The organism is Aeromonas sp. (genome assembly GCF_050252055.1).
Lineage (GTDB): Bacteria > Pseudomonadota > Gammaproteobacteria > Enterobacterales > Aeromonadaceae > Aeromonas > Aeromonas caviae.
In genome coordinates this window covers 245051-258467 of the sequence record NZ_JBFWLQ010000007.1, presented here as the reverse complement: position 1 = coordinate 258467, position 13417 = coordinate 245051, and the positions used below count along the sequence as shown (strand labels likewise).

Sequence of the window (13417 nt, the reverse complement as noted above, 5' to 3'; positions counted from 1 at the left end):
GAGGGTCAGACCCCCTACAGCATGTTCAAGAAGGGTCTGAAATTGATACCGAAGGAAGTGCGCACTAAAGTAGCGTAAACAAGACGCCGGTTTGAGGCCGGTGTCAGGCGATAACTAGATCTGTACAGACCGATGAAAATTTTCTATATCGCAATTAACCTTTCTAAATGATCCGCCCACTTTTGCAACCACTCTTTGCACTCATCATTGTATCTGTGTAGGTTGTATGTTCCTTCTATGCCTTTCGGGGCATGACCTAGTATTGCCTCTGCAATATCACTGGGGCATTTCAGCTTTGCAAGCCCCGTTCTAACGGTACGCCTAAGGTCATGTGGTGTCCAAGAAGGTATATCAATCATTACATTGTCTTTGCGCAGTCGCCACGCTGTTTCAGTTAACAATTTCTGAGGTATCGGTTTTTTAGTCAAAATAGATGGGAATAAACAATCACCTGTGATTAATTTCAGTGAATGAAGAAATTCGATAGCTTGTCTTGGCAACTGAACATATCGCTCGGTATCAGTTTTTGTTTCTTTTAAATGGAATGTACCATTACTTAGATCAATATCTCGCCAATAAGCACCACATATTTCTCCGGTACGGCATCCTGTCCATAGCGTCATTCTGAGCACGTTTTTCTGTGGAATAGTAAAACCAGAACTTGGTAACCAGAGAAGAAATTTTTTTAGCTCTTCATCACTAAGAATTCGTGTTCCTTTTTGACATGTTAAACGCACCTTCGCTAATTTTAATCTTTTCTTTGCGTTCGTAACTGGGTTTACAAAGTGCTCATCCAGTTTACCCGTTCCAATTGCATAATCGAAAGCAGCTGATAATTCACGCAGAACACTACCAGCTTGAACATTCGCTCCCCGCGCAACAATCTCCATGATCAAGGCCACAATATCGTTAGCTGGCACCTCCGTAGCTAACCTTTCTCCGAATACACGCACAGGATCGTTATAGAGAGTCCTTCGTGTTTCTGCTTGCCCTTTGGGTTTACGGGCTCCAGGTAAAATCCCTCCTTCCTTGGCGGGCCGATCTTCGATGTGCTCAGTCAGGTAAAGCTCGATCATGTCAGTGATGGTAAACGGTGTAACGACTTCAGGTTCCTGCTCGAGCTTGACTTTAACTGCGCTCAACTCTGTAGCCGGACAGATACCTTGATGCCTCATGAGCTTCAATTCTTTGAACTTGGTCCTTGCCTCCTCCAAGGACATGGCAGGAAAGACACCTAAGGTGACTTGCTTTTGCTTACGCGGATTCAAAGGGTCGTTGTAGCGGTAGTAAAAGCTTTTCTTTCCCGTTTTTCCACACGCGACTCGCAGTCCTCGATAATCACCGATGTCGACTTTATCTTTGTCTCCTGGCTTCATCGCCTCAATTGCCTTGTAAGAAAGCGGTTTGCTATTCTGGAGCGCAGCCATCACTTACATCCTTTCATATCGTTTTTTATGAGAGAAAAAGCGTAGGTTTTCATTTCAATCTCGTTCATCATCACACAAACCTACGCATCAACCTACGCTTTAAAGCAAGATTCAGTGAGCTTAGATGAGACAAACTGAACCATGCTGAGCCTTAACAAAGAAAAAAGGCAGAGCAAGAACAGCAACTTAACGGCGAATAGACATTGATAACAATAGAAATTTTACATCAACACACCCCTATGATGCAGCAGTATCTGACTCTCAAGGCCGAAAACCCGGAGATCCTGCTGTTCTATCGCATGGGTGACTTCTACGAGCTCTTCTACGACGACGCCCGCAAGGCCTCCCAGCTGCTCGACATCTCCCTGACCAAGCGCGGCCAGTCGGCCGGCAGCCCCATCCCGATGGCGGGCGTGCCCTATCACGCCATCGAAGGGTATCTCGCCAAGCTGGTGCAGCTCGGCGAATCTGCCGCCATCTGCGAGCAGGTGGGGGATCCCGCCACCAGCAAGGGGCCGGTGGAGCGCAAGGTCATTCGCATCATCACCCCGGGCACCGTCTCCGACGAGGCGCTGCTCAGCGAGCGCCAGGACAACCTGATCGCCGCCGTCTACCACGATGGCCGCTGCTTCGGTTACGGCACCATGGACATCGGCTCCGGACGCTTCTTCATCAACCAGTTCGAGAAAGAAGAGACCCTGCTGGCGGAGCTGCAACGCACCAATCCGGCGGAGCTCCTCTACCCCGAATCGTTCGCCTTCCTGCACCATGTCGAGGGTCGCCGCGGTCTGCGCCGCCGCCCGGAGTGGGAGTTCGAGCTCGGCACCGCCCGCAAGCTCTTGTGCCAGCAGTTCGGCACCCAGGATCTGGTGGGCTTTGGGGTCGAGCAGAGCGAGACCGCCCTGTGCGCCGCCGGCTGCCTGATGCAGTACGTGAAAGACACCCAGCGCACCGCCCTGCCCCACATTCGCAGCGTGCGCCTGGAGCAGCCTGATCATGCGGTCATCATGGATGCCGCCACCCGCCGCAATCTTGAGCTGACCCAGAATCTGGCCGGCGGTCACGACAATACCCTCTCCGCCGTGCTCGATTGCACCGCCACGCCGATGGGCAGCCGCCTGCTCAAGCGCTGGATCCACCAGCCGATCCGCGATCGGGTGATCCTCAAAGGTCGCCAGAGCACCATCAAGGAGCTCATCGAGCAGAACCTCTATGACGAGCTGGGGAGCCTGCTGCGCCAGGTCGGCGACGTAGAGCGGGTGCTGGCGCGTCTCGCCCTGCGCAGTGCCCGCCCGCGCGATCTGACCCGGCTGCGGCAGGCTTTTGCTCAGCTGCCCGAGTTGCAGCGCCTGCTGGCGGAGAGCGAGCACGAGGCGGTGCAGCAGCTGCGCGAACGCGCCAGCACCTTCCCCGAGCTGCTCGACCTGCTGGAGCGCGCCGTGATGGAAGTGCCGCCGGTGCTGATCCGCGATGGCGGCGTCATCCGCGACGGCTTCAACCAGGAGCTGGACGAGCTGCGGGATCTGGCCAACGGCGCCACCGCCAGCCTGGCCCGCATCGAGGAGCGGGAGAAGGCGCTCACCGGCATCAACACCCTCAAGGTGGGCTACAACAAGGTGCACGGCTTCTACATCGAGGTGAGCCGCGCCAACAGCCACCTGGTGCCGGCCCACTACATCCGCCGCCAGACGCTGAAAAACAACGAGCGCTACATCATCGATGAGCTGAAGAAGTACGAGGACAAGGTGCTCACCGCCCAGGCCCAGGCCCTGGCGCTGGAAAAACGTCTCTACGAAGAGCTGCTCGACGCCCTGCTGCCCCACCTTGGCGATCTGCAGGAGTCTGCTGCCGCACTGGCGGAGCTGGACGTGCTGGCCAACCTGGCGGAGCGGGCAGAGACCCTCGACTATCGCTGCCCCACCCTCATCGACGAGGATCAGATCCTCATCGAGGCGGGCCGCCATCCGGTGGTGGAGCAGGTGATGACCGACCCCTTTATCGCCAACCCGATACGGCTGGAGCGGGAGCGGCGGATGCTGATCATCACCGGCCCCAACATGGGCGGTAAATCCACCTACATGCGCCAGACCGCGCTCATCGTGCTGCTGGCCCATATCGGCGCCTTCGTGCCCGCCGACAGCGCCCGCATCGGCCCCATCGACCGCATCTTCACCCGCATCGGGGCGTCGGATGATCTCGCCTCCGGCCGCTCCACCTTTATGGTGGAGATGACCGAAACCGCCAATATCCTCAACAACGCCACCGCCCGCAGTCTGGTGCTGATGGACGAGATTGGCCGCGGCACCAGCACCTACGACGGCCTCTCGCTGGCGTGGGCCTGCGCCGAGCAGCTTGCGAGCAAGATTGGCGCCTACACCCTGTTCGCCACCCACTACTTCGAGCTGACCCGCTTGCCGGAGCTGATGAGCGGGCTGGCCAATGTCCACCTGGATGCAGTGGAGCACGGCGACACCATCGCCTTTATGCACGCGGTGCAGGAAGGCGCGGCCAGCCGCTCCTACGGCCTGCAGGTAGCGGCGCTGGCCGGGGTGCCGAAATCGGTGATCCACCAGGCCCGCCACAAACTGCATGAGCTGGAGAGTGCCACTCCGGTGGCCGCTGGTGAAAGCCGTCCTGCTCCGGTCACTCTCGCCCCGCAACCCCATCCTGTGGTGGAGGAGCTGGCAACAGTACGCCCGGACGAGCTGACCCCGCGCCAGGCACTTGACCTGCTCTATCGCCTCAAGCAGATGCTGTAGCTACCGACCGCCGAACAGGCATGAAAAAGGGGAACCGCGAGGTTCCCCTTTCGTTTGACCGAACCTGTCATCAGCCCGGACCGATGCGATCCATCAGGCTCAGATTGACCGACCCCGGATGGCGCTTGAGCTTCTGCCTGTATTCGAACTGGTGCTGGCTCTCCTGTTTGAGCCCCTGCATCAGGGAGTAGCACATGGCCAGCATGATGACCGAGAAGGGCAGCGCGGCGATGATGCTGGCGGCCTGCAGGGCGGCCAGCCCGCCGGAGACCAGCAGAATGGCCGCGACCAGCCCCTGCCCCAGTCCCCATATTGCGCGGTGCAGCACCGGGGGATCCTGATCGCCGATGGAGAGCAGCGTCGTAATCACGAGCGTGCCCGAGTCGCTGGAGGTGATGAAGTAGGTGCAGATAAGCAGGGTCAGCACCCCCTTGGCAATCCAGCCGAAGGTCTCCCAGTGCAGCAGTTCCACCGTCTTGTAGAGCGCCATGGTGACATCCTGATTGACCGCTTCCACTACGCCGCCGCCACCGAACAGCTCCAGGTTCATGGCAGTCCCGCCGAACACGGTGAGCCAGAGCATGCCGAGCAGGGAGGGCACCAGCAGGACACCGAGCACGAATTCACGAATCGTGCGTCCCTTGGAGATGCGGGCGATGAACATGCCGACAAAGGGTGCCCACGCAATCCACCAGCCCCAGTAGAACGCGGTCCAGCTAGACTGCCAGGCCGAGGTGCCGTTGGCTTCGGTATTGGTCCAGAAGCTCAGCTTGACGATGTTCTGCAGGTAATCACCGATGTTCTGCACATAGGCGTTGAGGATGTAGGTGGTCGGCCCCAGCACCAGGAAGAGGCCAAGCACGAACACGCTCAACCAGATATTGAGTTCGGAGAGGATCTTCACCCCGCGCCCGACACCGGAGATGGCCGACAGGGTGGCAATCAGGCTGATGCCACCGATGAGCCAGAGCTGGTTCGCTTGTGACACGCCCATGCCGAACATCTGGTTGAGGCCGGTGTTCATCTGGGAGACGCCCAGCCCAAGGGAGGTCGCCACCCCGAACACGGTACCGAACACCGCCAGCACGTCGGCGGCATGGCCCCAGAAGCCGTAGATGCGATCGCCAAGAATGGGATAGAGCACGGAGCGGATGGCCAGCGGCAACTTGCGCCGGTAGCTGAAGAAGGCCAGCGACAGGCCGACGATCACATAGATGGCCCAGGGGTGCAGACCCCAGTGGAAGAAGGTGAGGCGCATGGCGATCTGGGCCGCTTCCGGCGTCATGCCTTCGGTGATGAAGGGGTTGCCCTGCAGGTGATACATGGGCTCGGCGATGCTCCAGAACACCAGGCCTATGCCCATGCCTGCGCTGAACAGCATGGAGAACCAGGCAAAGTAGCCAAACTCCGGTACCTGGTCGTCGTCGCCCAGCCGGATGCTGCCAAAGCGGCTGAACATCAAGTAGACGGCGAAGAACAGGAACAGGGCGACCACCAGGATGTAATACCACTTGAAGCCAGCAATGATGGTGTCCTTGGCCCCGGTAAACCAGGTGCCCGCGGTATCCGGATCAAAGACGCCGAACAGCAGGAAGAGGGTCACGACGGTGAGGGCCGTCATGGCCATGGTGGGATTGAGGCCTTTCAAAAGCCCTTTGGTTGCTCGCATCGGGCCTCCTTAGTCGTTGTTGAAAAAGTCTTCACCCACGTGATCGCCGGCACCGCCGATGGCGCGATAGGCCAGACGACCTGCCACCTGCTCACGGTGATCCACCAGGGTCACCGACGGCTGACCGTTCACTGCGTGGCGTTTGCCAAGGAAGATAGCCATGGGCACCCCCAGATTGGAGACACCGCTGGTGATCCAGAGGCGGTTGAAGTCATAGGAGCCACCGATGAACTCCAGCTGTGCCAGCCCATTGTCCAGACCCGCCAGATAAAAGTTCATGGCACTCTCGTCAGGGAAGAGGTGAACCAGCACATAGGCATAGCGCAACTCATTGACCAACTCCTTTAGACTAAAAGAACCTGTGTTGCTGCAAGAGAGCGGCAGCTCACCATCGTAGTGGTGTACCTTGAGGTTGTTGGGGTCCTCGTCATAGGCAGGTTGATAACGCACAAACGCCGCGGTATCCGGCAGTTCATAGCGAACTCTGACCACACGCAGGTCGGCAACCAGGGACTTGATATCCAGGTCGTCATGCATGATTTCACTCCTCAAATATCGGGTTGGACTGGGGCAATTGTCCGATAACCTAACACAATATTCATTAGAGCTGAAATCATTACATCAAAAACCATATTGACCTTGTTATGGATTAGGCGGAGAATTTCGCGCCTCTCCACAGCCCTGCGATGACCCAGACCCCATGGAAAAACATGATGAAGTGCTGATCGCCCTGCGCCAGATCATCCGTGCCATCGACATGCACTCCAAGCGCTTGATCAAGGAGGCCGGCCTGACCTCGCCCCAGCTCCTGCTGCTCAAGGGGATCGACGAGCTTGGCCAGATCTCCATGCGCCAGTTGGCGGATCACACCAACATGAGCCAGGCCACCGCGACCACCATCATGGACCGACTGGAGAGCCGCCAACTGGTACAGCGCATTCGCAGCGAAACCGACAAACGCAAGGTGCATGCGACGCTCACTGACGCGGGACGCGCCCTGCTTGCCCAGGCTCCGACCCCCTTGCAGGAGAGTTTCATTCAACGCTTTCAGGCGCTGGAAAACTGGGAACAGGGGTTGTTGCTCTCTTCCCTGCAACGCATCTCCGCCATGATGAATGCCGACGGCATCGATGCCGCCCCCGTGCTGAGTGTCAGCCCCCTGACCGAAGAGCGGGCCTGAACCGCAGCCATAAAAAAAGCTCCCGACCGGGAGCTTTTTTTATGGGCAGTACGCGATGGCGTTACGCCTCCAGGCTGATGCCGATGTTGGAGACGCCGTCCTGGGCCGCGAAGGCGCGGATGGCAAGGATGCGGTCGCTGTCCCGTTCATGGGCCACCCGTTTGAGCAGTTCGACCTGGAACTCCAGCTCCGCTTCCATGTACTCGTGCTCATAGAGCTCATCATCGCTGAGATCCCGCTCTTCCAGCATCTCGATGAAGCCGGCGACCGTGCCGACAGACGCATGGCTGGCGTCGTTGGCCTCTTCCCCCACCCGGCAGATCACCGAGTTGTAGGCACAACCCAGCGCCACGCAGGCGTCCAGTGCCGGATAGGCGCCGTAGGATTCAAACTTGCGGGGATCGGGAATGTAGACTTCAAACGCTTCCAGAATGGCACCAAGATTGACGCGGGATCCCTTGACCGTCAGGTAGTTCCACATCTGATCCAGCGCGTGACGGAATGCCCTCGCATCCCCGAAACCGGAGGCCTGGGTAAAGAGCACATAGTTGGGGTACATGCGCTCTGCCAGCGCCAGGGTATAGACGGTTTGCTGCCAGGGCTGCAGCTCGGCCAGTCGCTTATAAAACTTGTCACCAAACACTGGAGTCGGATCCTTTGCAAAATGTGGGGCAGATTGTAGCCCACGAGGGCCCCGTCTAAAAATGAAAAAGCGCCCTGCTCGACTATCTTGCCCGATCAACTGGGGTAAGATGGAGACAGCATCCCTCTCGCCTTGCCATAAACACGATAAGGAACAAGAGTATGAGCCAACGTACCCTGCTGCTGTTGAGTCAGGACAACAGCCACTATGAACGCCTGCTCAAGGCGGCCCATCTTCCCCATCTGCACATTCTTCGGGCCGACAATCAGGCCGAGGCCGAACAGCTTATCGGTGACGCTCATATCCTGATGGCCGAGCCTGCCCGGGCCAAGCCGCTGCTGGCCAAGGCCGGCAAGCTCAGCTGGCTCCAGTCGACTTATGCCGGGGTCGACGTGCTGCTGGACGCCAGTTGCCGCCGCGACTACCTGCTCACCAATGTCCGCGGCATCTTCGGCCCCTTGATGAGCGAGTATGTGTTCGGCCATCTGCTCAGCCTGACCCGCCAGTTGCCACTCTATCGCGAGCAGCAGCAACAGGGCGTCTGGCAGAGCCATCCCTATCAGGGCTTGAAGGGAAAGACGCTGCTACTGCTCGGCACCGGTAGCATAGGGCAGCATATCGCCCACACCGGCAAACATTTTGGCATGAGGGTGCTCGGCATCAGCCACAGTGGCCGTGAACGTGCCGGGTTCGATCAGGTGTACCAGTTGCCGGCACTCAACAAGATGCTGGCCCAAGCCGATGTCATCGTCAGCGTGCTGCCCGCCACCCGCGAGACACGCCATCTCTTCACCGCCGAACGCTTCAGCCACTGCAAACCGGGCGCCATCTTCTTCAACGTCGGCAGGGGCAATGCCGTCCATGAGGGGGAGCTGCTGGCGGCACTGCAAGCCGGCAAACCCGCCATGGCGGTGCTCGATGTGTTCGAGCAGGAACCCCTGCCCGCTGACAGCCCGCTCTGGCACCAGCCCAATCTCATCGTGACGCCCCACAACAGCGCCTACAGCTTCCCGGAAGATGTGGCCCAGATCTTCATCCGCAACTACATCCGCTTCATCGATGGTCAGCAGCTGGACGGCAGGATCGACTTTGACAAGGGTTATTGAAGCCGTTCTGCAATGAAAAGGCCCCGCCAGTTGGCGGGGCCTTTTTCGTCAGGAGGGAGCCGTTCAGCCCGCCTCCATCTCTTTGCGGTAGCTCTTCACCTTGGCGAGGAACTGACGCTTGTCCTTGCCGGAGAGCGGCTCCGCCATCGGCAGCTTGATCTTCATGGGATCCACCGGGCGGTTGTTGATGCGCACCTCGTAGTGCAAATGAGCACCGGTGGAGCGGCCCGTGTTGCCGGAGAGGGCAATCTTGTCACCCATCTTCACCTTCTGCCCGGGTTTCACCAGCAGCTTACTCAGGTGCAGATAACGGGTCATCAGGGTACGGCCGTGCTTGATCACAACATAGGTGCCTGCCAGCGGGTGGCTGGTTGCCTTGAGGACCACACCATCACCGGTCGCCATGATGGGCGTGCCTACCGGCAAGGCAAAGTCGGTCCCCTCATGGGGCCGGACCTGCCCGGTAATGGGATGACGGCGATTCGGGTTGAAACTGGAGCTGACCCGGTAACGGCTGTGAGTCGGATAACGGCGGAAGCCGCGCTCCAGGCTGTTTGCCTGACCGTCATAATAGTTGCCATCTTCCGACAACCAGGCTGACACGGCCTTGCCCTGGCTGAACACCTCGACCCCCAGCAACTGGGTATTGCCCGTACTCTTGCCGTCGACCGTCTCCTGACGGACCAGCACCTTGAACTTGTCACCTTTTTTCAAATCCTTGGCGAAGTTGAGGCGCCACTGGAACAGGTTGGCAATCTTCTGGATGTGGTTGGCCGGGATACCGGCATTGCGGGCGCTGACGTAGAAGCTGCCGTTGATGACACCGTCATAGCTCTTCTGCTGCCACTCTACCTCTTCATTGAGCATGTTGGCGCTATAGGTGTCGTCGGTACGCTCCAGCACCAGGGTCTGCTTGATGTTCAGGCGGATCTTCAACTGCTGCAGAATGTTGTCCTGATCGATCAGCAACTCGATGGTCTGACCGGGTTTGAGACGCGCCAGGTTGTTCTTGGCATCCGCATCCAGCACCTTGTAGAGGGTGGTGGTGGACAGCCCCAGGTTGTTGAAGATGGTGGTCAGGTTCTCGCCATTGCGAACCCGGTAATCTTGCCATTGAGGCGTGGCATCCGCCGGGATGTCGTCTTCGGGAGCGGCTGACTCGACCAGCTCGTGATCCGGAATGTCGTTGAAGTCGGTGTTGTCTTCGTTGGTTGCGGTGCCCGTGGTGGCGATCGGCAACTCCAGACGCAGTGGCCGCTCCAGGATGTCACCGGGAGCTGGCAATACGGCTACCGCTGACAGCGTCATGGCCGTGAGCAATAGCATGGCATAGAAATGCTTGCGGGGAACCGGGGGTTCCCAATTGGCAGCCTGGGCTACCAAGGGACGGAGACGTTTCATCCGCTATCCTGTTATTAGATCTAAGGGTGGTGGTTGTGGGTCTGTTTTTATGAGTTTTTATTATGAAAAACCGAATATCTGGCTTTTAGACCTAAATACTTACAAAAAGTTCATAGCTCCATGCACGAAACTCACATTTTATGCATAACCTTCCAGCATGGGCAGAAATGATCGTCATTTTCAGCCATTTTTTTCTATTTTTAAGAACCAAGTCCGGTTGTGGTGCTCTCCGGCCCAGAAAATGTTGCAAAAACATCTCCATGGAGTGGGTATGTCATTGGCAAAATTGTTAAATGTAATCATCCTAATCCTCTTCACCATCGGCGCCGCGCTGCTGCTCGTGCTGGAGATCACGACGGTACGACAGTCTATTCTCGACCAGATGTCGGCCAACCTTGAAACCGCCATCACCGCACTGGGGCTGGTGCTGCAGGGCACTCTACTCAACGATGACAAGGTCCTTGCCGAGACCATAGTGAACGCCATGTTCGACGGAGGCTTCGTCAACTCCGTCGTTCTGCTGGATCCGGATGGCCAGGTGCTGTTCCAGAAGGTGTTCCACACCGCACAGCAAAATGTTCCAGGCTGGCTCCCCTCAGTTATCGACATGCCACCGGTCAAGATTGAGCAGGAGTTGACCGACGGCTGGCGCATTCTCGGTACCCTCACGCTCGAGGGACACAAGGGTTACGCCTACCAGCATCTGTGGAACGCCATTAGTCGTACCGGACTTGCGCTGCTCGCCGGCCTGCTGGTATTCAGCCTGGTGATCACCTGGGTGTGCCGCCGCCTGCTGCGCCCCCTCGAACAGGTCAGTCTGCAGCTGACCCGGATCCGCAAACGCCAGTTCAGCGGCAACCTGCCAACCCCGTGGCTTCGCGAATTGCAGGAAGTCGTTGTCTCCATCAACCAGCTGGTCTCTGAACGCAAGCGGGACCTGCTGCAACAGCGGCTCAAGATCACCCAGCTTGGCAAGCACGACGCTCTCCCGACCCACCAGAAGCTCGTTGGGCTGGTCGACACCGATGGCAACACCTATCAGCAGCATTTCTTCTCCACTCAGGGGAGTATCAGGCTCTACAGCCGCCTGCTACCCAAGCACCCCCCCACCACGGACAGTTCGCCGGATGAAATTCGGAGGCTGCTCAACGACTGGCTGACTCAGAAGGCGGAAGGACTTCAGCTGCCTCTCAGCCTGCTCGGCCACCCAGACTGGGCGCAGTTTGCCCCCGTGCTGACCAGCGCTCGTGGCAAGACGCTGGACTGGCGCTGGGACCTGGCGATCTTCCCCCCTCTGGCCGAGGAACGACTGACCGCACTCCAGTCCCAGGGGATTGAGCTGGCATTCAGCAACATCCCGATGAACAACGACAATCTGGCCAGGCTCGACCCCATCAGACCCGTCTTCATCAGTTGCCAGCTCACCCAGTCCCCCCTTTATTGGAACCTGCTCTCCCAATGCCTCCATGCTTCCGGCTACACCTTGCTGGCGGAAGCCGGCGACGTAAGCGATGTGGACATGCTGCGCAGTTGGGGCATCGATGGTTATGCCACTCAGGAGAATGCATCATGAGGATCCCGCTGCTGCTGCTCGCCCTGCTGTGGCAACCGACCCTGCACGCGACCACCATGACCATAGGCACAGGGGGGGAGCAAGGCATCTATTACCTGGTCATCAAGGAGTTCTGCAGACTGGCCAAAAAAAGTGACCCCACGATGCCCTGCAAACTACAGGCCAGCTCCGGGTCCATCGAAAATCTCCGCCAGCTGAAAACGGGAGAGGTACCCTATGCGCTCGTCCAGTCCGACTGGCTCTATCAGGCCAGCCAGGGCACCGGGCCTTTCGCTGCCCAGCCACAACCCGAGCTGAGGGCGCTCTTTGCCACCCACGCCGAACCTTTCACCATAGTGGTGCGAGCCGATGGGGATATCACCACCCTGGAGCAGCTCAAGCTGGCCCCCATCGACATGGGCCTGAAGAGTTCAGGGACTCGTCAAACGGCATTGGCCCTGTTCAATGTTCTGGGCGCAAAGGAGCAGGATCTCGATTTGAAGAGCGTCGCCAATCTCTCCGAAGCGTTGTGCAATAAACAGATCGATGCCTATGGCCTTGTCATGGGTCATCCCAACCGCATCGTGCTGGACACCGCCAAGCGCTGCGCCGTGAGCTTCCTGGCGATCGAGGGGCCCGTAAGGGACCAGCTGCTCAAAGGGGTCAGGTATTACCAGCGCAGCCAGGTGCCGGCACGCATCTACCCGGGCAACCTCAAGGCAACCCCCACCTTCGCCATCGCCGCCACCCTGGTGACCAATGCCGCCACTCCCGATGACGAGGTCTATCGGCTGACCCGGGCCATGCTGAGCCAGCAAACCAGTTTCAACGAACAGACCTATGGCTATGCGAACCTGTTTCACAAGGCGCGCAACAAGATAGGCCCGGTGCTGAGTGTCGAACAGCATCCGGGCGCGGGAAAATATTTCGAGGAGTTGAAGGCGGCGGGCAAGTTATAGCTGGCGACGGGGGGAGCGCAGATGCTCGCTGGAGAACCGGCTCTGCATCGAGGTCCACTGGGCCAGGCGATCGGCACTCCCCGCCAGGGTTCCCTCGCGGCGGGATTTCATGATCCAGATGCTTTTGGCATCGAAACTGTAAACCGGCTGCAGATCATTGCGCTTGCTCCCCGGCAGGATGCGGCCATTGATGTTGTCCAGCACCAGGGGATCTGACTTGATGGTCGGGAAGTACAACGTCACCATGTGGAACTGGTTGTAACGAATTGCCTTCACATAGGCCAGCCGCAGCTTCTTCTCGTCGACCCCCAGCTCCATCAGGGTGTAGTACTTGGCGATGCTGTAGTCCTCGCAATCCCCGCCTCTCGCCCCGATGAACTCCAGCGGATTGGCCCAATAATCATCATCCCCCCACAGTCTGGGATCCTCGCTGTAGGTCAGGTTGTTGAAGTAGTTGTTCACCAGCTCCAGCTTCTGCTGGTCCGTCGTTCCGGCCCTTGGCGTCAGCAGACGAGAGAAGGCCTCGGACCGCTGGATCGCTCTGGCGCCATAGACCGCCTGCATTTTTGCCCTGAGTTCCGGGCTGGCGATGTGTTCGGAAAGACCGGATGCCTGTATGCCGGATCCCAGCAGGGTCAGCGTGCAGGCAGAGACGAGCAACCATTTCATGACTGACACTCCATATCAGATGCTGGAGGTCAGTATAGTTGGCCGCGTCGCC

11 protein-coding genes are annotated in these 13417 nt (G+C 58.4%); 5 read left to right on the top strand and 6 right to left on the bottom strand.

The genetic code is table 11. The features are described from left to right. Window positions 1-143 precede the first annotated feature (143 nt). On the bottom strand, window positions 144-1427 hold the full coding sequence (locus AB7E19_RS14630) for a tyrosine-type recombinase/integrase (protein WP_427935724.1): 1284 nt from the start codon (window positions 1425-1427) through the stop codon (window positions 144-146). Between the two features lie 203 nt (window positions 1428-1630). Between AB7E19_RS14630 and mutS the strand changes: the two genes are divergently transcribed. Beyond that, entirely contained in the window at window positions 1631-4186 is a 2556-nt protein-coding gene (gene mutS, locus AB7E19_RS14625; RefSeq protein WP_427935722.1) for a DNA mismatch repair protein MutS, read from the top strand. Window positions 4187-4256: 70 nt separating this feature from the next. On the opposite strand, the gene AB7E19_RS14620 is transcribed toward mutS, so the two are convergent. After that, a complete protein-coding gene (locus AB7E19_RS14620) occupies window positions 4257-5855 on the bottom strand; it encodes a BCCT family transporter (RefSeq protein WP_010672815.1) in 1599 nt (532 codons plus the stop codon). Window positions 5856-5864: 9 nt separating this feature from the next. Beyond that, the gene (locus tag AB7E19_RS14615) at window positions 5865-6392 is read right to left on the bottom strand and encodes a hypothetical protein (RefSeq protein ID WP_010672814.1); all 528 of its coding nucleotides are present in this window, start codon (window positions 6390-6392) and stop codon (window positions 5865-5867) included. Between the two features lie 163 nt (window positions 6393-6555). On the opposite strand from AB7E19_RS14615, the gene AB7E19_RS14610 reads away from it, so the two are divergent. Further along, the gene (locus AB7E19_RS14610) at window positions 6556-7035 is read left to right on the top strand and encodes a MarR family winged helix-turn-helix transcriptional regulator (protein ID WP_010672813.1); all 480 of its coding nucleotides are present in this window, start codon (window positions 6556-6558) and stop codon (window positions 7033-7035) included. A gap of 61 nt (window positions 7036-7096) precedes the next feature. Here the strand turns inward: AB7E19_RS14610 and AB7E19_RS14605 are convergent, their stop codons facing one another. After that, window positions 7097-7678, bottom strand: coding sequence for a YjaG family protein (locus AB7E19_RS14605; RefSeq protein WP_010672811.1), 582 nt, complete (start codon window positions 7676-7678; stop codon window positions 7097-7099). A gap of 161 nt (window positions 7679-7839) precedes the next feature. On the opposite strand from AB7E19_RS14605, the gene AB7E19_RS14600 reads away from it, so the two are divergent. Continuing rightward, window positions 7840-8784: a D-2-hydroxyacid dehydrogenase gene (locus AB7E19_RS14600; RefSeq protein WP_113069034.1), complete on the top strand. Its 945-nt coding sequence runs from the start codon at window positions 7840-7842 to the stop codon at window positions 8782-8784. Window positions 8785-8847: 63 nt separating this feature from the next. Here AB7E19_RS14600 and mepM read toward each other — a convergent pair whose 3' ends face one another. Further along, window positions 8848-10185: a murein DD-endopeptidase MepM gene (gene mepM / locus AB7E19_RS14595; protein ID WP_041212320.1), complete on the bottom strand. Its 1338-nt coding sequence runs from the start codon at window positions 10183-10185 to the stop codon at window positions 8848-8850. 271 nt (window positions 10186-10456) lie between these two features. On the opposite strand from mepM, the gene AB7E19_RS14590 reads away from it, so the two are divergent. Further along, window positions 10457-11758, top strand: coding sequence for a LapD/MoxY N-terminal periplasmic domain-containing protein (locus tag AB7E19_RS14590; RefSeq protein WP_427935718.1), 1302 nt, complete (start codon window positions 10457-10459; stop codon window positions 11756-11758). Next, window positions 11755-12696 carry a TAXI family TRAP transporter solute-binding subunit gene (locus AB7E19_RS14585; RefSeq protein WP_427935716.1) on the top strand — a complete coding sequence of 314 codons (942 nt, stop codon included), beginning with the start codon at window positions 11755-11757 and terminating at the stop codon, window positions 12694-12696. The genes AB7E19_RS14590 and AB7E19_RS14585 overlap by 4 nt, the downstream gene beginning before the upstream one ends. Here AB7E19_RS14585 and AB7E19_RS14580 read toward each other — a convergent pair. Next, window positions 12691-13365 carry a transglutaminase-like cysteine peptidase gene (locus tag AB7E19_RS14580; RefSeq protein WP_041212317.1) on the bottom strand — a complete coding sequence of 225 codons (675 nt, stop codon included), beginning with the start codon at window positions 13363-13365 and terminating at the stop codon, window positions 12691-12693. The two genes, AB7E19_RS14585 and AB7E19_RS14580, sit on opposite strands and share 6 nt — an antisense overlap. Window positions 13366-13417 lie beyond the last annotated feature (52 nt).